General features: G+C 66.2%; 16 protein-coding genes. 9 read left to right on the forward strand and 7 right to left on the reverse strand.

From position 1 onward, the window contains the following. The 4 genes from A3M1_RS0116650 to A3M1_RS0116665 all read left to right on the forward strand — a co-directional run. On the forward strand, nt 1-2619 hold a 2619-nt coding region (locus A3M1_RS0116650), incomplete at its 5' end, for an autotransporter outer membrane beta-barrel domain-containing protein (RefSeq protein ID WP_018390128.1). A gap of 301 nt (nt 2620-2920) precedes the next feature. Further along, a complete protein-coding gene (locus A3M1_RS0116655; RefSeq protein WP_018390129.1) occupies nt 2921-3460 on the forward strand; it encodes an invasion associated locus B family protein in 540 nt (179 codons plus the stop codon). Between the two features lie 318 nt (nt 3461-3778). Further along, a complete protein-coding gene (locus A3M1_RS25130) occupies nt 3779-4942 on the forward strand; it encodes a Ppx/GppA phosphatase family protein (RefSeq protein WP_018390130.1) in 1164 nt (387 codons plus the stop codon). Then, entirely contained in the window at nt 4939-5670 is a 732-nt protein-coding gene (locus tag A3M1_RS0116665) for an RlmE family RNA methyltransferase (protein ID WP_018390131.1), read from the forward strand. Before A3M1_RS25130 ends, A3M1_RS0116665 begins: the two co-directional genes overlap by 4 nt. Here the strand turns inward: A3M1_RS0116665 and A3M1_RS0116670 are convergent. Next, entirely contained in the window at nt 5667-7100 is a 1434-nt protein-coding gene (locus A3M1_RS0116670; protein WP_018390132.1) for an MFS transporter, read from the reverse strand. The genes A3M1_RS0116665 and A3M1_RS0116670 overlap by 4 nt on opposite strands. 312 nt (nt 7101-7412) lie before the next feature. Between A3M1_RS0116670 and guaB the strand changes: the two genes are divergently transcribed. The 5 genes from guaB to A3M1_RS0116695 all read left to right on the forward strand — a co-directional run bounded on the left by guaB (nt 7413) and on the right by A3M1_RS0116695 (nt 13953). Further along, a complete protein-coding gene (guaB, locus tag A3M1_RS0116675; RefSeq protein WP_018390133.1) occupies nt 7413-8903 on the forward strand; it encodes an IMP dehydrogenase in 1491 nt (496 codons plus the stop codon). Nucleotides 8904-8949: 46 nt separating this feature from the next. Then, complete coding sequence (locus tag A3M1_RS0116680) at nt 8950-9381, forward strand: MAPEG family protein (protein WP_018390134.1); 432 nt, start codon at nt 8950-8952, stop codon at nt 9379-9381. A 25-nt stretch (nt 9382-9406) separates the two neighbouring features. Continuing rightward, nucleotides 9407-10729 carry an RsmB/NOP family class I SAM-dependent RNA methyltransferase gene (locus tag A3M1_RS0116685; RefSeq protein WP_018390135.1) on the forward strand — a complete coding sequence of 441 codons (1323 nt, stop codon included), beginning with the start codon at nt 9407-9409 and terminating at the stop codon, nt 10727-10729. Between the two features lie 68 nt (nt 10730-10797). Next, a complete protein-coding gene (gene guaA / locus A3M1_RS0116690) occupies nt 10798-12378 on the forward strand; it encodes a glutamine-hydrolyzing GMP synthase (protein ID WP_018390136.1) in 1581 nt (526 codons plus the stop codon). A gap of 318 nt (nt 12379-12696) precedes the next feature. After that, a complete protein-coding gene (locus A3M1_RS0116695) occupies nt 12697-13953 on the forward strand; it encodes a tyrosine-type recombinase/integrase (protein WP_018390137.1) in 1257 nt (418 codons plus the stop codon). Here A3M1_RS0116695 and A3M1_RS25935 read toward each other — a convergent pair. From A3M1_RS25935 to trbL, 6 genes are all read right to left on the reverse strand, one after another. Continuing rightward, complete coding sequence (locus tag A3M1_RS25935; RefSeq protein WP_081620339.1) at nt 13943-14215, reverse strand: AlpA family transcriptional regulator; 273 nt, start codon at nt 14213-14215, stop codon at nt 13943-13945. The genes A3M1_RS0116695 and A3M1_RS25935 overlap by 11 nt on opposite strands. Before the next feature lie 204 nt (nt 14216-14419). Then, a complete protein-coding gene (locus A3M1_RS0116700; protein WP_018390138.1) occupies nt 14420-14647 on the reverse strand; it encodes a DUF2274 domain-containing protein in 228 nt (75 codons plus the stop codon). After that, nucleotides 14644-15879, reverse strand: coding sequence for a TrbI/VirB10 family protein (locus A3M1_RS0116705; RefSeq protein WP_018390139.1), 1236 nt, complete (start codon nt 15877-15879; stop codon nt 14644-14646). The genes A3M1_RS0116700 and A3M1_RS0116705 overlap by 4 nt, the downstream gene beginning before the upstream one ends. After that, nucleotides 15876-16952, reverse strand: coding sequence for a P-type conjugative transfer protein TrbG (gene trbG / locus A3M1_RS0116710; protein WP_018390140.1), 1077 nt, complete (start codon nt 16950-16952; stop codon nt 15876-15878). The genes A3M1_RS0116705 and trbG overlap by 4 nt, the downstream gene beginning before the upstream one ends. Next, the gene (gene trbF, locus A3M1_RS0116715; protein WP_018390141.1) at nt 16949-17632 is read right to left on the reverse strand and encodes a conjugal transfer protein TrbF; all 684 of its coding nucleotides are present in this window, start codon (nt 17630-17632) and stop codon (nt 16949-16951) included. Before trbF ends, trbG begins: the two co-directional genes overlap by 4 nt. Beyond that, complete coding sequence (gene trbL / locus A3M1_RS0116720; protein WP_018390142.1) at nt 17632-18939, reverse strand: P-type conjugative transfer protein TrbL; 1308 nt, start codon at nt 18937-18939, stop codon at nt 17632-17634. Before trbL ends, trbF begins: the two co-directional genes overlap by 1 nt.

Raw genomic sequence — 18939 nt, forward strand, 5'->3', positions numbered from 1 at the left:
GGCAATCTTGGCGATGACTTCATCGGCCTGTTCGCTTCCGAAGGCGGCGACATCCGCGTCGACGACATCGACGGCGGCTGGGGCGACGACACGATCCTGCTGTCGGCGACGGACCGGCGCAGCGACGTCGGTGTCGATGACATCTCGGGCGGCCTCGGCGATGACTTCATCGGTCTCTTCGCTTCGGAACGCGGCGAAGTGCGCTTCGACAGCATTTCCGGTGGCTTTGGCGATGACGTCATCGGGCTGCTGGCGACCAAGGGCGGCGAGATTTCCGGCAACGACATCGACGGAAGCTTCGGTGACGACAAGATCGGCCTGATCGCCACCAAGGGCGGCGAAATCCGCGTCGAGGACATCTCCGGCGGCGATGGCGATGATTCCATTCGTCTCGTAGCGTCGAAGGGCGGCGAGATCCGCTTTGACGACATCTCCGGCGACGGCGGCTTCTTGTCGAGCGGCGACGACCGGATCGTGCTCTCCGCGACGGACGGTGGCGACATCACCGGCGACGACATTGACGGCGGCTGGGGCGACGACCAGATTGCCCTCCGCGCCGATGGTGGTGGCATCCGCATCGACGACATTGACGGCGGTTCGGGCGACGACGACATCTTTATCGGCGGAACCGATGCGGAGGGGACCTGGATCTCCCTCGACAATATTCGCGGCGGCAGCGGCGATGATCTCGTCGTGCTGTCGGGTCTCGACAACATGAACTCCAATTTCTTCATCGGCGGGGAAGTCGACGGCGGGCGCGGTTTCGATACACTCGTCGTTACCAATGGCAGCACGCTGTCGCTCGATGATGTCGAGCACTTCCAGCAGCTCGGGGTTGAAGAAGGTTCCTATCTCGAACTCACCCAGCGCTGGGTGAACTTCAACGGCAACAGCGAAGCCAACGGGCTGGTAACGGTCGATGCGACCTCCTACCTCCGGCTTTCCGATCTTGAGGCCGACCTCGACACCGGAACCGTCGTTCTCGAGGCCTCGCAGGACGGCGAACTCGGTTACCGCTCGATCTACACCGGCCGGGATGCCGGCTGGCTGGACCAGACCGGCGGCGTGCTGGATGTCTCTGGCACCACGGCCACCGGCCTTGCCTACACTCAGGTCGAACTGACCGCTACTGAGGGCGGCGAGCTGCGTGTGAGCCTGCCGGGCGCGACCTTCGTCAACCAGGGCACGATCGCCCTTCACAATGGCATTGACGATGTTGCCGGCGATCGCCTGACCATCAATGGCGATTATGTCGGCGGCGGCAATCTGCTGATCGACACCTACCTCTACGACGCGGCCAGCCCGACTGACGTTCTGGTCATCAACGGCAATGTCGCGGCCGAGAGCACGACGACGATCTACGTCAACAACACCAATGCCGGCCAGGGCGTTTACACCGGCACGGGCCTCGGTCAGGGCATCAAGGTGGTGGACGTCTCCGAGGGCGGCGTGTCGCCGGATGACGCCTTCCAGCTGGCGCGCAACACGGTCAGCGGCCAGCGCGAGGTCATGGCGGGCGCCTACTCCTACCGCTTGTACCAGGACCCCGACAATGAGGCGCCCTCCTTTGCCAAGTCGATCGACACCGGCGCTGGCGATTGGTATCTGCGCGCGGGCTATACCGCCCAGGCCACTGGCTATGCGACGGCGCCTTCTGCCATGCAGCGCCACTTCTATGCCGGCCTCGACACGCTGAATAAGCGGCTTGGAGAGGTGCGCCAGCAGGATCAGCTCGAAGGCCGTAATGCCGATCTCGCGCAGTCGGTCACCAAGGCCCCGGCCTATCAGCCGGTGCCGGCGCCGAAGTTCCAGATGTGGGGCCGCGGCGGTGGCGCCGATCTGAGCTACGACGTCAGCGGCGGGTGGGACTTCTCGCAGCAGACCTGGGGCCTGCAGGCCGGCGGCGACTACACCTTCGACTATAATGACTGGCGCATCACCGCCGGCGCGTTCGGCGGCTATGGCTGGTCGGATGTCGACGTGGATGGCGACTGGACGTCCTGGGGCGGCAGCTCCAGCCTGGAGATCAATGGCTGGAACGCGGGTATCTACGCCTCGATCCGCCAGGTGGGCCTTGTTCCGGGCGCCGGCTTCTACACCGACCTCGTCGGCAAGGTGGACGTGCTCGACCTCGACATCGCCTCGACCAGCAACGTGACGGCGAATACCGACGCCACGGTGTGGGGCGGCTCGATCGAGATGGGCTATGGTTTCGAACTGGCGAATGGCTGGGTGCTCCAGCCCCAGGCCCAACTGGCCTATGCCAGCGCGAGCCAGGACGCTTATTTCGACTCGATCGGCACCTCCGTCTCGCCGGGCGATGCTGAATCGCTGATCGGCCGCCTGGGCCTGCAGGTCCAGTCGACCTTCGTCATGGCCACGGGTCAGACGATCACGCCTTATGCGATCTTCAACATCAATTCCGAGTTCCTCGGCGACAACAAGACCAACGTGGCGGGCACTGTCCTGACCAGCGACATCAACGGCACCTGGTACAATGCCGGCATCGGCTTCACCGCCGACCTGAATGGCAGCGTGGCCCTGTTCGGCACCGGCGAATACAATTTCGGCGATGTCGAGGGCTGGGCGGGCCAGGGCGGCATCAAGTTCCGCTGGTAGGATGTGACGGATGGCGCGCGGTCCCGGCTGCGCGCCAACGAGTTAAGCCTGGGCCGGCCCTCGTGGTCGGCCCATTGCTTTTTTAGGCGGCATTCGTCATCGGGCACGGGATGCGGCAGTAGACCTTTCGAGCCGGTAGTTCCTCGGAACTGCGGCCCTTGGGCGAACCTTCCTCTTCTCCTGTGCCTCTCGCCATCTGCCGCGCGCAATGGCACAACAGATCAGTGATTCTCATCCCGTGGCGCTGGTCGGCGGCGCAGAGCCGACGTCGACTGACCCGGGATATCCGCCGGAGGACATCATGACCATTTTCGCCACACGGGCCGCCGCATTGCTGCTGGCACCCTGCCTTCTGGCCGGCATTCCCGCCGCCCTGGCGCAGACGGCGCCGGCCGAGGGCAAGGCCCCGGTCCGTACCGAATCCACCACCTATGACAATTGGATCGTGACCTGCCGCGCCAGCGTCGAGAAGGGCGCGAAGAAAACCTGCGTCGCGACGATGAAGGTGACGGAGGCCAAGTCCAAGAAGACCGTGCTGCTCTGGCAGGTCGGCCAGGACAAGGCCGGGACGCCGACCTATCTGGTCCGCACCCCGCTCGGCGTGCGGTTGAAGGATGGTGTGCAGATCACCATCGGCAAGGGCAAGCCGCGCAAGATCGACTACGCTTCCTGCAGCCGCGGCGGCTGCGAGGCTATCGGCCCGTTCGAGGAAGCGTTCGGCAAGGAACTTATGACCGCCAAGGAAGTGGTCGCGAGCTTCGTGCTCGCTAATGGCCAGACCGTGAATGTGACCCTGCCGATCTCCGGCATCGCCCAGGCGCTGCCGGCTCTGAAGGGCTGAGCCGGTCGCCTGCGGCCCTTGCATGCCGTGACGTGAGACGCGGGCTGGCCGGGCCGCCCGACACGGCCCGAGCCGAATCGGTATGGGGGGCGGCGGCAGGCAAAAAGCGCCGCCCTCGATGCATGGGCGGCAATAGCGCCGCGCCCTTGCCCTGCGGGTCTTTGCGGCGCACCCAGCCCCGCCTCCCGCGCCGGTCTGCCATGAAGTCGATTGCGCCAGCGCTCGCGAATGTTACATTTCACCCGAGATGTTGAACAATGCGAGCCTGGGCTGCCCTTCGGCGCGGCCGGGACGACGGCTTCGGCCGGGGAAACTGAAATGGTCGACGAGACCCAGATATGGGCCGGGGAGCGGGTGACGGAAACGTCGGCTCGCGACGAGCGGCCCCCGGCGCATGCGCGCCATCGCCAGGGCGGTGGACCGTCCCAGGGCGGCGCACCGGCCGGAGCGACGGGGCGTGACCCGCGGTCCCATGCGCGGCCGCGCAACAACGATCCCTGCTATGCCGCGCTGGATCTCGGTACCAATAATTGCCGGCTCCTCGTCGCCCGTCCGACGGGGAGTGGCTTTCGCGTCGTCGATGCCTTCTCGCGCATCGTCCGGCTGGGCGAAGGGCTGATCGGCTCCGGCCGCCTCAGCGAGGCGGCGATGGACCGCGCGGTCGAGGCGCTGAAGGTCTGTGCGTCCAAAATCGAGGCGCGCCACATCGTCGACCGTCGGCTGATCGCCACCGAGGCCTGTCGAACGGCGGTGAATGGCGCGGCGTTCATCGACCGCGTCACCCGTGAGACCGGCCTCGAACTGGAGATCGTCGACCGCGAGACCGAGGCGCGTTTGGCGGCTTCCGGCTGCACGCCGCTGGTCGACCCCACCTCGGACGGCGCCGTGCTGTTCGATATTGGCGGCGGCTCGACCGAGGTGGTCTGGCTCGACCGGCTGGAGACGCGCGACGGCGGCCCGCCGGCGGCGGTGATCCGGGCCTGGGTATCGGTGCCGCTCGGTGTCGTCACGGTGGCCGAGCGTCATGGCGGCGTGAAGGTGACGCGCGACGATTTCGAGGCGATGGTCAATGAGTTCACCCCGCATCTCGCCGGCTTCGTGTCGGCGGTTGGGCCGCATAATTGCGGCCGGCTGCATCTGCTCGGGACTTCGGGGACGGTGACGACGATTGCCGGCGTGCATCTCGACCTGCCGCGCTATGATCGCTCGCAGGTCGATGGTACGTGGCTCGGTGCGGAACAGGTGCGGGTGGTGGTCGACCGGCTGCTCGCCATGCCCTTTGCCGAGCGCGCCGCCAATCCCTGTATCGGCGTCGAGCGTGCCGATCTTGTGCTGGCCGGCTGTGCGATATTGGAATCGGTGCGCCGGGCTTTTCCCTGCGACCGTCTGCGCGTCGCTGATCGCGGCCTGCGGGAAGGAATTTTGGTGGAATTGATGCGTGCCGATGGTGTGTGGCGTCAGAGGGCTGGAGCCCCGACGTGATCGACAAGCCCCAGCCCGGCAAGGGCGGCGAGGCGCGGCCGCTCAAAGTGCGGCTCAAGAAGGCCCGCTCGCTCAGCTCCTCCTCGCAGAAATGGCTGCAGCGCCAGCTCAACGATCCTTATGTCGCGCGCGCCAAGCGCGAAGGCTGGCGCTCGCGTGCCGCTTTCAAGCTGATCGAGATCGACGACCGGCTGAAGATCCTGCGGCCCGGCCTGCGGGTGGTCGATCTCGGCGCCGCCCCGGGCGGCTGGAGCCAGGTCGCGGCGAAGCGGATGAAGATGGAGGAGGGGCGCGGGCACATCGTCGCCATCGATCTGCTGGAAATCGACCCGATCACCGGCGTCGACTTCGCGCAGATGGACTTCCTCACCGACGAGGCGCCGGCGCGGCTGAAGGCGATGCTCGGTGGCGACGCTGACCTTGTCATGTCGGACATGGCGGCCAACACCACCGGGCATCGGGCAACCGATCATCTGCGGATCGTCGGGCTGGTGGAACTGGCGATCGACTTCGCCCGCCAGGTGCTGGCCCCGGGTGGGGCGTTCATCGCCAAGGTGTTCCAGGGCGGCACGGAAAACACGCTGCTGGCCGAGTTGAAGCGCGACTTCACCACGGTGCGCCACATCAAGCCGCAGGCGAGCCGGGCGGATTCCTCCGAGCTCTATGTGGTGGCGACGGGGTTCAGAGGGCGGCAAGCGGCGCCCGATGCGGCGTCCGCCGCCGATTAGCCCGCACTGCCCATCTCGCCGGCTGGCGCGGGCACCTGCGCCGGTTTCACCCGACCACGGGCGAGTTCGGCGCCGGCGTCGGCCGGCAGGCGCAGGAAGAAGAACACCGAGCACACCGCGATGGCCGCCACCACGAGGAAGGCGACGCTGAAATCGCCGAGCGCGATGGTGCCATCGCCGCGCCAGCCGCGCATGAGGTCGAGCACCAGCGCCGCCACCGCGACGCCGGTGGAGATCGACACCTGCTGCGCCACGCTGGCGAAGCTGGTGGCCCGGCTCATCGCCTCGGAGGGGATGTCGGCATAGGAAAGTGCGTTGGTGCTGGTGAACTGCAGCGAGCGGAAGAAACCGCCGAGCAGCAGCGCCCCGATCAGCACCAGATAAGGCATGTCCGGCCGGAACAGCGCTCCGATCGCGATGAACGCCGCCGCGATGACGCAGTTCACCACCAGCACCCGGCGGAAGCCGAAGGTGCGGATGATGGGGGCGGCGGTGAACTTCATCGTCATCGCTCCCGCCGCCGAGGCGAAGGTAATCATGCCCGAGGCGAAGGGACTCAAGCCGAAGCCGAGCTGCAGCAGCAGCGGCAGCAGGAAGGGCAGGGCGCCGATGCCGACCCGGAACAGCGAGGCGCCCACGACGCCGGCGAAGAAGGTAGGAATTTTCAGCAGCGCGAGATCGAGGATGGGCTTCACGGTCCGCCGCGCGTGGCGGATATAGAACCCCATCGACACCGCGCCGACGGCGATGACGGCAAAGGCGAGCGAGGGGGCAACCGCATGCTGGCCGAGCAGCGCGAAGCCGAAGACGAGGCCGGCAAGGCCCAGGCCCGAAAGGCACATGCCCCGGAGGTCGAAAGGCGGCACGTTCGGCTCGCGAATGTCGGGAATGAAGCGGCTGACCAGCACGAAGCCGAGCAGCCCGATCGGCAGGTTGAGGAAGAAGATGTAGCGCCAGTCGAAATAGGTGGTGATGAAGCCGCCGAGCGGCGGGCCGATCACCGGGCCCAGCAGCGCTGGAATGGTGAGCCAGGCCAGCGCGGAGACGAGTTCTTCCTTCGGCACGGTGCGCAGGATAACGAGGCGCCCGACCGGCACCATCATCGCCCCGCCCATTCCTTGGAGGATGCGGTAGGCGACGAAGTCCGGCAGCGCCTGGGCAAGGCCGCACAGAAGCGAGCCGGCGGTGAAGATGACGATGGCGGCGCGGAACACGGTGCGCGAGCCGAATCGGTCGGCGAACCAGCCGCTGGCCGGAATGAAAACCGCAAGGCTCAGCAGGTAGGACGTCAGCGCCAGCTTCAGCGCGATCGGGTCTTCCTTCAGGTCGGCCGCGATGGCCGGCAGAGAAGTGGCGATCACCGTCGAATCGAGCTGCTCCATGAACAGCGCGCAGGCGACGATCAGCGGGACGAGACGTTCGGAGCGCACGGGCCGGTCCGGATTCGCGGGCGGGGGGAGAGACAGGCGGGTTTCGGCTATAACGCCGACGCAGCCATCCGGCGACCGGAAATGCACGCACAAATCTGTCATCACAGGCGGGTTACGCAGGGGCCGTGCGACGCGCAGCGGCATTGCGCCAGGCACAGAGATAGATGCCTAGGAAAGCGTGACGGGCCATGGTATGAGCCCTCGCCAACTCGAAGCGAGCGGGCGTTCTCTGCCAGGCCGGCCCGCTTCGTCCATCCATTCATCGGGCGGGTCTGGAGCCATGCTCCCCTTGCCCCCAATCGGGAGTTGGCGATGTCGGTCTATGACGGCCTCGCGCGGGAAGCGCTTACCTTCGACGACGTGCTGCTGAAGCCCGGCCTGTCCGATGTCATGCCGGGTGAAGTCGACATCCGCTCGCGGGTGACGCGCACCATCTCGCTCAACATACCCATCCTGTCCTCGGCCATGGATACGGTCACCGAATGGCGTCTCGCCATCGCCATGGCGCAGGCCGGCGGCCTCGGCGTGATCCACCGCAACCTCGATCCCGAGGTGCAGGCCGAGCATGTGCGCCTCGTGAAGAAATTCGAGAGCGGCATGGTGGTGAACCCGGTCACCATCCATCCCGACCAGCCGCTGGCCGATGCGCTGGCGCTGATGAAGAACCACGGCATTTCAGGCATCCCGGTGGTCGAGCGCGGCCCGAACGGCCGCTCCGGCAGGCTCGTCGGCATCCTCACCAATCGTGACGTGCGCTTCGCCACCAACCCGGCTCAGCCGATTTCCGAGCTGATGACCAAGGAGCGGCTGATCACGGTGCGCGAGGGCGTCGATCAGGCCGAGGCCAAGCGCCTGCTGCACACGCACCGCATCGAGAAGCTGCTGGTGGTGGACGATGCAGGCCGCTGCGTCGGCCTCATCACCGTCAAGGACATGGAAAAGGCCGTCACCAATCCCAACGCCGCGAAAGACGAGCAGGGCCGCCTGCGCGTCGGCGCCGCCACCACGGTGGGCGAGGACGGCTATCGTCGTGCCGAGCTGCTGATCGAGGCCGGCGTCGATCTCGTCGTGGTCGATACCGCGCATGGTCATTCGCGCAAGGTTCTCGACCAGGTGAGCCGCATCAAGACGCTGTCCAACAGCGTGCAGATCCTCGCCGGCAACGTCGCCACCGCCGAGGGCACGCAGGCGCTGATCGATGCCGGCGCGGACGCCATCAAGGTCGGCATCGGGCCGGGTTCGATCTGCACCACCCGCATCGTCGCCGGCGTCGGCGTGCCGCAGCTCACCGCTATTCTCGACGCGGTGGAAGCGGCGCGGAAGAGCGACGTGCCTGTCATCGCCGATGGCGGCATCAAGTTCTCGGGCGATCTCGCCAAGGCGCTGGCCGCCGGCGCCGACTGCGCGATGATCGGCTCGCTGCTGGCCGGCACCGATGAGAGCCCGGGCGAGGTTTATCTCTACCAGGGCCGTTCCTATAAGTCGTATCGCGGCATGGGCTCGGTGGGTGCCATGGCGCGCGGCTCGGCCGACCGTTATTTCCAGGCCGAGGTGAAGGACACGCTGAAGCTCGTGCCGGAAGGCATCGAGGGGCAGGTGGCCTATAAGGGGCCGGTCGGCGGCGTGTTGCACCAGCTGGCCGGTGGCCTGCGGGCCGCCATGGGCTATGTCGGTGGCGCCACGCTGCAGGATTTCCGCGAGAAGGCACAGTTCGTGCGCATCTCCGGCGCCTCGCTGCGCGAGAGCCATGTCCACGACGTGACCATCACCCGCGAGAGCCCGAACTACCCGGGCGCCGTCTGAGCGCCGGGCTTCCGCCCGCGCTGAACCGATGAGGGAGGGCTGATCCATGTACGTCACCGCCACTCTTCTGCCCGTGTTCGTGCAGGTCGCCCTCACTTTCGTCGTGCTGTTCCGGCTTGGAGCGGTGCGGCTCGCCGCCATCCGCGCGGGCGGTCTCGTCCGCGAGGAGGTGGTGCTTGACGACAGGGGCTGGCCGCCGAAGGTGCGGCAGGCCAGCAACTGCTTCCGCAACCAGTTCGAATTACCGGTGCTGTTCTATGTGCTGGTCGTTCTGGCGCTGGTGACGCGCCAGACGAGCGACTTCTTCCACGTGCTGGCGTGGCTTTTCGTAATCAGCCGCATCGTCCACGCCTTCGTCTATGTGACCAGCAACCACATCGGCTGGCGCTTCGGCGCCTTCGCCTTCGGTGCGCTGGTGCTATTGGCTATGTGGGTGATGTTCGCGCTGGCTATCCTGCTGGCGCCGGCGCTGCCGTGATGCCCTTTTTGAGAGTGGAATTCAGATGACGCCGGCTGCCAGGCTTTCCGCCGCTATCGAGGTGATCGGCACCCTTCTCGCCGAACGCCGCCCGGCCGCCGACGTGCTGAAGGACTGGGGCCGCAGCCACCGCTTCGCCGGGTCAGGCGATCGCGCGGCGCTGGCCTCGCTGGTCTATGACGCGCTGCGCCGCCGCGCCTCGGCCGCCTGGGTGATGGGCGAACGGATCGGCGAGGAGAGCCCGCGCGGGCTGGTTCTCGGCATGCTGAAGGTCGCCCGCGGCCTCGACGCGAGCGCCATCGCGGCGCTGTGCGACGGCTCCCGCTTCGCCCCCGCGCCTTTGAGCGAGGACGAGCATGCGCGGCTGGTGGACGCCTCGCTCGACGACGCCCCCGCTCATGTGCGCGGCGACTACCCCGAATGGCTCGACGCGGCGCTGGCCGCCGTGTTCGGCGAGGCGCGGGTGGAGGAAGGCGCGGCGCTTGCCGAACGGGCGCCGCTCGACCTCCGGGTCAATTCGCTCAAGGGCGATGTCGACAAGGCGGGCGAGCTGATCGCGCATCTGTCGCCTGCGCCCGGCCGCTGGTCGCCGCTTGCCCTGCGCATCGCGCTGGAGGCCGATGGTAAGGCGCCGCCGCTCACCTCCGAGCCGGCCTATCTCAAGGGGCTGGTGGAAATCCAGGACGAAGGCTCGCAGATCGCCGCCATCCTTGCCGCCCCCCCGCGCGGCGGGCAGGTGCTGGATCTGTGCGCCGGTGGCGGTGGCAAGACGCTAGAACTCGCCGCGCTGATGGATGGCGCCGGCCAGCTCTATGCCTATGACGACGATTTGCGTCGCCTCGCCCCCATTCACGAGCGGGTGCAGCGCGCCGGCGCCCACAACGTCCAGGTCCGCTCGCCGCGTGGCAAGGCCGACGTGCTGGAGGACCTTGAGGACCGCATGGACCTCGTGCTGGTCGATGCCCCCTGCACCGGCACCGGCACCTGGCGCCGCAACCCCGACGCCAAATGGCGCATGCGCCCCGGCGCGCTGGCGGAGCGGATGAAGGAACAGGCGGCGATCCTCGACACCGCCGCGCGCTATGTGAAGCCCGGCGGGCGTCTCGCCTATGTCACCTGCTCGCTGCTCGATGAGGAGAATGTCGGCCAAGTGCGCGGCTTCCTCGACCGCCACCCCGGCTTCCGCCTCGTGCCGCCGGCCGAGATGGTGCTGGCGCTGGGCGAACGCGGCATGACGCTGCGCGCCGCCGCGCTGGAGCGCCCCGAGGGCCTGCTGCTGACCCCGCGCCGCACCGCCACTGACGGCTTCTTCATCAGCCTGATGGTGCGCGGCGATCAAGCCGGATAATGAACGCAGACGAGACTGCCCCCCACCGCCGAGAGCCGCCAGACAGAGCCCGCCAGACAGAGCCAGCCATGACCCAGTTTGAACCGACCGCCGCCACCGCCGAACACGACACCATTCTCATCATCGACTTCGGCTCGCAGGTCACGCAGCTCATCGCCCGCCGCGTGCGTGAGGAGGGGGTCTATTCCGAGATCGTGCCGTTCCAGAGCGCGGCCGAGGCGGTGCGGCGGCTCAATCCGGTCGGCATCATCTTCTCGGGCGGCCCGGCCTCGGTGATGGACGAAGGCAGCCCGCGCGCGCCGCAGGAGGCGTTCGAGCTCGGCGTGCCGATCTTCGCCATCTGCTACGGCCAGCAGACCTGCGCGCTGCAGCTCGGCGGCGAGGTGGAGGGCGGTCACGCCGCCGAATTCGGCCGTGCCGAGGTGACGGTGCACAAGCCGAGCGCGCTCTATGACGGCGTGTGGGACGTCGGCCAGCGCTATCCGGTGTGGATGAGCCATGGCGACCGCGTGACCCGCCTGCCGGAAGGCTTCGAGGTGGTGGCCACCTCCGAGAACGCGCCCTTCGCCGTCGCGGTGGACGAGGCACGCCGCATCTACACCACCATGTTCCACCCGGAGGTGGTGCACACGCCGCATGGCGCGGCGCTGATCCGCAATTTCGTCCGCAAGATCGCCGGTGCGCGCGGCGATTGGGGGATGAAGGCCTATCGCGAGGAATCCATCCGCCGCATCCGCGAGCAGGTGGGGTCGGAGAAGGTGATCTGTGGCCTCTCCGGCGGCGTCGATTCCTCGGTGGCGGCGGTGCTGATCCATGAGGCGATTGGCGACCAGCTGACCTGCGTCTTCGTCGACCACGGCCTGCTGCGCCTCGGCGAGGCGGAGCGGGTCGTCACCCTGTTCCGCGACGCCTACAACATCCCGCTGGTGCATGTGGACGCCTCCGAGATGTTCCTCGGCGCGCTGGAAGGCGTCACCGACCCCGAGGTGAAGCGCAAGACCATCGGCAAGCTGTTCATCGACGTGTTCGAGGACGAGGCGAAGAAGGTCGGCGGCGCGGCCTTCCTGGCCCAGGGCACGCTCTATCCCGACGTGATCGAGAGCGTCAGCTTCACCGGCGGCCCCTCGGTGACGATCAAGAGCCACCACAATGTCGGCGGCCTGCCTGAACGCATGAACATGAAGCTCGTCGAGCCGCTGCGCGAACTGTTCAAGGACGAGGTGCGCGCATTGGGCCGCGAACTTGGCCTGCCGGAAGTCTTCGTCGGCCGCCATCCCTTCCCCGGGCCGGGCCTCGCGATCCGTTGCCCCGGTGAGATCAGCCGCGAGAAGCTCGACATATTGCGCCTCGCCGACGAGATCTACCTCGAAGAGATCCGCCGCCACGGTCTCTATGACGAGATCTGGCAGGCCTTCGCCGTCATCCTGCCGGTGAAGACGGTGGGCGTGATGGGCGACTTCCGCACCTATGACTATGTGGTGGGCCTGCGCGCCGTGACCTCGGTGGACGGCATGACGGCGGATTTCTACCCGTTCGACATGGCCTTCCTCGGCCGCGTCGCTACCCGCATTGTCAACGAGGTCAAGGGCGTCAACCGCGTGGTCTACGACGTGACGTCGAAGCCGCCGGGGACCATCGAGTGGGAATGATTCAGGCCCATCCGAACGCCGCCGAAACTACGCTATGATACGATACAAGCTATTGAAATAAAATAACTATCTCTCGTCGCTTATCGGCATCTATCGCAGGGCAAGCGAACAGAATGACGGTATGGCTGACGGTATGGTCGAATCTTGATTGACCACCAAAACCAATATACCGTCAGGGTCAAGAGAGCCTTGACGGTATATTTTTTAGCCATATCACGTTGAAAATAAAGCGCTAAATCCGCTTCAGAGATGGTGATTTTGGCCTGACGGTATAATTCGAGACTCTCCCCGGAAAATCGTCCATTTTTGGAGGGAGTTATGCTGACTGATGCAGCTCTTAAGAGCCTGAAACCAAAAGACAAATTATATAAAATTGCTGACCGTGACGGTATGTATGCTCTGGTGCAGCCATCAGGCAAAATCGTATTCCGCTACGACTACCGTTTGAATGGCCGGCGCGAGACGGTGACGCTCGGACGGTACGCCCCAACCGACCTGTCCTTGGGGCGGGCGCGTGAGAAGTTGATCGATGCTAAGCGAGCGATCGGCGAGGGTCGCTCGCCGGCCCATGAGAAGCAGCGCGAGAAGCGTCGCCTCAAGGAAGCCAAGAGCTTCGGCGAGTTCGGCGAGCGTTGGATGCAAGAGGCGAAGATGGCCGACAGCACTAGGGCCATGCGGCGCGCAATCTTCGAGCGCGACATCCGACCGACATTTCGAAATCGACTGCTGACGGAGATCGCGCCGAACGATCTGCGGGCGATGTGCGCGAAGGTCAAAGAGCGCGGCGCGCCGGCCACGGCGGTTCATGTCCGTGACATCGTGAAGCTAATCTATTCCTTCGCGATCCTGCACGGCGAGAAGGTAGCCAATCCGGCTGACGAGGTTGGACCGTCCTCGATCGCAACCTTCGTGCCGAAGGATCGCTCGCTCTCGCCCTCGGAGATCCGGGTCATGCTCGGGCAGCTCGACCATGTGCCGACGCTGCCGACGATACGGCTCGGTCTGCGCCTGATCCTGCTCACGATGGTCCGCAAGAGCGAACTACAGGATGCGACGTGGGACGAGGTGGATTTCGAAAACGCCGTTTGGTCGATTCCCAAGGAGCGAATGAAGCGCTCCAAGGCGCACAACGTCTATCTTGCCCAGCAGGCGATCGACATACTCATCGCGCTGAAGACATGCGCGGGTAACTCGAAGTACCTGCTGCCATCGCGCTATGAAGCCAACGCGCCGATGTCGCGTGCCACGTTCAATCGGATCACGACCGCTGTGGTGGTTCGCGCGAAAAAGGAGGGATTGCCGCTGGAGCCGTTCACGGTCCACGATCTTCGGCGAACCGGCTCGACGCTTCTCAATGAGCTGGGCTTCAACAGCGACTGGATCGAGAAGTGCCTCGCCCATGAGGACGGTCGTTCGTCGCGCGGTATCTATAACAAAGCCGAGTATGAGCATCAGCGCCGTCACATGATGCAGGAATGGGCGAACCTCGTGGACGCCTGGGTCGCCGGACAGAAACACACCCCGACACTATATCCGCCGTCGATGGACCTGCTGGTGCCGGAACCTACCGTGTGACCGGCCGGGTCTTCCTCAGATGTACGTCTGGAGACGGTGCGCGTTTGACTGCCTTCGTATTTGAAGCCTGACGGCGCATCGCTAGCCAGGCTTCGACTTCCGCCAGATCCCATACGACGCAGCGGGACGTCAGATAGAACCTCTGCGGAAATTCTCCCCGCTGCTCCATGTCGTAGATTGTGGTGTCGGCAAGTGGCACGATCTCGCGGAGTTGGCTTCGGCGAATAGTTCGTTTGCTCAAGGTTGATTGCGGATGATTCATGGTGACTCCTCGGTTCTAAAATCTGAGGACGATAGAAGCCGATAGACGTTAGGGTTGGGAATATCGGGCCGAATGCCAGCGTAGAAACGGCGGTGTTGGCGTAGGAAACGGATGGTTTGCGCAATGCCATTGGCAGGCCTTCCGTAGTCGCGATGGCAATGCTCAATGTAAGGTCATACCTGCTTTGGCCGCACCCGCACGCGATCAGGTACTTTCAGCGTTACGTCTCGCCTTCGCGAAGGCCCGATCGGTCGCGATGAACCGTTCGAGCATCGGCACGATCAGGCGGACGGGATCGGTTGGCGGATGGCCGTTCTCGCGGCCGAGCACGTCGGCATAGGCAGCAAGATCGCGGTGAAGGACGGCGGGCAATTCCAGTGTGACCTTCACCGGCTTGTCGTCGGCGATCGGGCCGAGCTTGAGCTTGGTCATGGCGTGGCTCCATAGGGTTCGAGCACGAGATCGCGGGTGACGATGACGCGGACGGGGAATCCCGGCCGGATGGTCAGCGTCGGGGCGATGTTGAGCTGGCGCTGGACGATCTGCCGGCCGGTCTGGCCGATGCTGTCGGAAGCGCCGTCGCGAATGGCGCTGAGCAAGTCGCTCTCGTTGCTGGACGATCCGGCGTTGGCGCCGATGCTGAGCAGCGTCGAAAGGGCTGCCGCCTTGAACAGTTCTCCCCAATGATAATCGACGCCATCCTCCAGCCCCGCATAGCCTTCGGCGTCCGTGCCCGGCTGGCGCTCCAGCACGATCGAGCGGCCGTTGGGCAGGATGAGCCGGTTCCAGACCAGCAGGACACGGCGCTGCCCGAAGCCGACGCCGTTGTCGTACTGGCCGATAAGCCGCGTGCCCTGCGGCACGAGCAGGATGCGGCCGGTCGGGCTGTCATAGACATTTTCCGTGACTTGGGCGGTGATCTGGCCGGGCAGATCGGAGCGGATGCCGGTGATGAGCGCCGCCGGGATCACGGCACCCGCCTGAAGCACGTTCGGCGATGCCGGTGCGGCGACGCGATCGGGCGCGACGGTGCGCCGGTCGGCCGCCTGATTGAGGAAGGCGAGTTGGCGGTCCTGCGCGGTCGGTGTCGCCGGCTGCGGCGCGAGGCCGAGGCTGGTCAGGTCCGGCATTGGCGGCGTAGTGGTCGCGATGGCAGACGGTGCGGTAGTCCGCGTCTCGGTCGAAGCAAATAGCCGGCCAGTCCGCGCGGCTTCGATTTCCTGAAGCCGACGCTGCTCTTCGGCGCTGAGACCCGGCGGTGTCGCGGCGGGTGTGCCTATGCCCGGCGCGGGCACGGGCCGGCCGCGGTTCTGGGCGTCGAGGATCGGGCGGCCGAGATCGCCCGGCAAAGCGGGTCCGAGGATCGGGCCGGTATAGTCGCGCGGCAGACCGGCAAGGCCATCGGCGGTCGAGCGGTTCTCGGTCGAATAGAGTTCGCTGTTTCCCCCGCCGCCATCGCGGGTCTGGAGCGCATAGATCAGCGCGCCGCCAATTCCGACGCTGGCCACCAGGCCGAGGCCGGCGAGAACCTTGCGCGACAGCCGGGTGACGCGTGGCGGCTCGGCACGAAGGCGCATGGGCGCCACCGGCTCGCCGGTCAGCGGCTTGGCCTCGTCGTCATCCAGCTCGGGCGTCGGCTTCTTGTCGGGACCGATGTCGCTCACGATGCCGGCCTCCCGTCAGTACGGGTGATGCGGACGCGCTTCTGATTGTCGCCCGTGCCGAAGCGCAATTCGGCGGCGGCGACCAGCCGGTCGACGATCATGTGACGGCCGCGAACCCGGTAGTTCACCAGCTCGGAGGTGTCGCCCTCGGGACCGACCACGAAGAGCGGCGGCATCTCGCCCTGGGCAATGCCGCGCGGGAACTCGATGAACACCTGCCGGCCGTCGTCGAAGGCGCGCAGCGGCCGCCACGGCGTGCGGTCGCCCTCGATCGCATAGCGGAAATTGACGTTGGCGAGATCGACACCGGATGCGACCGGCTGCGCGGCCTCGGCAGCCACGTTCTGACGGCGCAGCGCGATGAGCTGATCCTGCGGATATTGCCAGGACACCGAGGCCATATAGGTCCGCTCGGTCGAGCGCAGCTCCATGTGATATGTGCGCAGATTGGTGTTGATGACGAGATTGGTCATCAGCTCGGGCCGCGTCGGCTTGACCAGTATATGCACCTGTTGGGTCGCACCGGAGCCGCTGAGCGTGTCGCCGATGATCCAGCGCACCGTGTCGCCGGCAGCGACCGGGCCGGAGCCGACCAGCGTCTCGCCCGGCTGGAGCGCGATGTCGGTGATCTGGCCGACGGCGGTGTAGACCTGATAGAGCGCGCCGCCCGTGTAGGGATAGACCTGCATGGCGTTAATGAAGCCGTCCCGCACCGGCTGGATGCGCGCGGCGGCGTTGGCCTGGTTGACGCGGGCGGCGGGATCGGTCGGCTCCGGCGCACGGCGGGACGCCTCCACCGGCTTCATCTGGCCGGGCAACGGCAGTGGACGCGGCAGCTCGACGACGGTGACGGGCGATGGCGGATCGACGGTCTGCACGGCAGGCGCGGCATCGTCATAGGCGATCTCGGGCGGTTTTTGCGTCGTGGCGCATCCGGCGAGCGTCGTTGCGGAGAGCAGTAGAAACGCAAACGCAGCTTTACGGAAAACAGGCTTTCCGGCTCCGCGTATCGGCGGCTTCATGGAAATACGGTTCGCCGGATGTCCGGCGGTCAGATGAGACGGCCGGATCATTGTCCAAGCTCCTTCGACCAGTTGATGGCGTTGACGTAGATTCCGAGCGGGTTGGCCCGGAGCTTTTCGGCGTCGCGAGGTGGCGCGACGGCGATGGTGAGGATGGCGGTCCAGCGCGAGGTCTCTGCGAGGCTGCCATCCTGATAGCGGCGCTCGACCCAGGCGACGCGGAAGCTATCGGGGGACGCCCGGATGACGGACGAGACATCGACGGCGATCTGTTGCTTGCCGACCTTGGTGAAGGGGTCGTTGACGCGGGCATAGTCGTTGAGCGCCATCGCCCCGCGATCCGTCGTGAACTCATAGGCGCGCAGCCAGTTCTGCCGGACGATGATGGCGTCGGCCGGGATCGAGCGGACCTGTTCGATGAAGCGCGCCAGATGCCAGGCGATCTGCGGATCGGTCGGGCGATAATCGGCGACGGCGGGCGCGATGGCCTGTGCTGCCCCAAGCTTATCGACTTGCACCACCCACGGCACGATCGAGCCGTTGGCGGATTGCCAGACCAGCGCGCCGGATAGCCCGGCCGACAGGATCAGCGAGCCGAAGGCCATCAGCCGCCAGTTCTTCGCCTGCACTCGGGCGGAGCCGATGCGGTCGTCCCAGACCTGGGCAGCGCGTTGGTATGGGGTCTCGGGCTGGGGCGTCTTGCCATAATGGGTGGAAGGTCGTTTGAACATCAGCGGTCGCTTTCGGAGAGGTTGACGGAAGAGCCGCCGCCGTGGCTGTCACCGGATTTGACGGCATGGGCGGCGGCCTGAATGCCGTGCGAGGCCTGCTGGCCGCGCTTCATGCGCTTGGCCCATGCGGGCGGTCCGCCGGCGCTGGCGTGAGATGAGGATAATGCGGACGGTGATCCGGTGGCGTCATCCGGCGCAGCCTCGCCGCTGACGGAGCGTTCGCCGGCTTGAAAACTGTCTTTCATGGAAGATGCGGCCCGCTTGAACGGACTGGCGATAGCGGACCCGGTCTTGGATGCGCCGGTGCTGGCGACACCCGATGCGCCACCGGCGCGATAGGCGGCCGTGGCTCCACCGGCGAGGCTCGCGCCGCCTCGGGCGGCAGCGGCGGCTCCTCCGGCGAGAGCGGCCCCGCCGGACGCGACGGCGCCGATCGCAGCACCTCCGGCGGCGACCATACCGCCTGCGGCGAGACCCGTTCCAATGGCCGAACCCGCACCGAGCTGCGGGCCGCCGGAGACGAGACCGTTGGCGATGCCGGGACCGAAGATTCCCAAGCCCAGCAGCGACAGCGCCGCCAGCACGATCGCCATGGCGTCGTCGATCGTCGGCGCCGTGCCGCCGAAGCCCGCGGTGAACTGGCTGAACAGCGTCGAGCCGATGCCAATGATGACGGCCAGCACCAGCACCTTGATGCCCGACGAGATGACGTTGCCCAGCACCCGTTCGGCCATGAAGGCGGATTTGCCGAACAGCCCGAACGGGATCAGCACGAAGCCTGCCAGCGTCGTCAGCTTGAACTCGATCAGGGTGACAAAGAGCTGGATGGCGAGGATGAAGAAGGCGAGCAGCACCAGCGCCCAGGCGAAGAGCAGGCAGGCGATCTGGATGAAGTTCTCGAAGAAGGAGATCCAGCCCATCAGGCCGGAGATCGATTCGAGCAGCGGCCGTCCGGCGTCGAGACCGACCTGCGCCACCTTGCCGGGGCGAAGGAGATCGGCGGTCGTGAAGCCCGTGCCGGACGCCTTCAGGCCAAGGCCGGCAAAACTCTCGAAGACGATGCGGGCAAGGCTGTTCCAGTTGCCGATGATGTAGGCGAAGACACCGACGAACAGGGTCTTCTTTATGAGCCGGCCGATGATGTCGTCATCGCCGCCCATCGACCAGAACAGCGCTGCCAGCGTCACGTCGATGACGATCAGCGTCGTGGCGATGAAGGCGACCTCGCCCGACAGCAGGCCGAAACCACTGTCGATGTAGCGGGTGAAGACGGCCAGGAACTGGTCGATGACGCCGGTGCCGCCCAT

Origin of the sequence: Ancylobacter sp. FA202 (assembly GCF_000380205.1) — a bacterium.
In the GTDB taxonomy this organism is placed as follows: domain Bacteria; phylum Pseudomonadota; class Alphaproteobacteria; order Rhizobiales; family Xanthobacteraceae; genus Ancylobacter.

What these genes read in the sequence shown, in the direction of transcription:
- A3M1_RS0116655 (WP_018390129.1), top strand. Translation starts at nt 2,921, where the DNA reads ATGACCATTTTCGCCACACGGGCCGCCGCATTGCTGCTGGCACCCTGC.
- A3M1_RS25130 (WP_018390130.1), top strand. Translation starts at nt 3,779, where the DNA reads ATGGTCGACGAGACCCAGATATGGGCCGGGGAGCGGGTGACGGAAACG.
- guaB (WP_018390133.1), top strand. Translation starts at nt 7,413, where the DNA reads ATGTCGGTCTATGACGGCCTCGCGCGGGAAGCGCTTACCTTCGACGAC.
- A3M1_RS0116680 (WP_018390134.1), top strand. Translation starts at nt 8,950, where the DNA reads ATGTACGTCACCGCCACTCTTCTGCCCGTGTTCGTGCAGGTCGCCCTC.
- A3M1_RS0116685 (WP_018390135.1), top strand. Translation starts at nt 9,407, where the DNA reads ATGACGCCGGCTGCCAGGCTTTCCGCCGCTATCGAGGTGATCGGCACC.
- guaA (WP_018390136.1), top strand. Translation starts at nt 10,798, where the DNA reads ATGACCCAGTTTGAACCGACCGCCGCCACCGCCGAACACGACACCATT.
- A3M1_RS0116695 (WP_018390137.1), top strand. Translation starts at nt 12,697, where the DNA reads ATGCTGACTGATGCAGCTCTTAAGAGCCTGAAACCAAAAGACAAATTA.
- A3M1_RS25935 (WP_081620339.1), bottom strand. Translation starts at nt 14,215, where the DNA reads ATGAATCATCCGCAATCAACCTTGAGCAAACGAACTATTCGCCGAAGC.
- A3M1_RS0116700 (WP_018390138.1), bottom strand. Translation starts at nt 14,647, where the DNA reads ATGACCAAGCTCAAGCTCGGCCCGATCGCCGACGACAAGCCGGTGAAG.
- trbG (WP_018390140.1), bottom strand. Translation starts at nt 16,952, where the DNA reads ATGATCCGGCCGTCTCATCTGACCGCCGGACATCCGGCGAACCGTATT.
- trbF (WP_018390141.1), bottom strand. Translation starts at nt 17,632, where the DNA reads ATGTTCAAACGACCTTCCACCCATTATGGCAAGACGCCCCAGCCCGAG.
- trbL (WP_018390142.1), bottom strand. Translation starts at nt 18,939, where the DNA reads ATGGGCGGCACCGGCGTCATCGACCAGTTCCTGGCCGTCTTCACCCGC.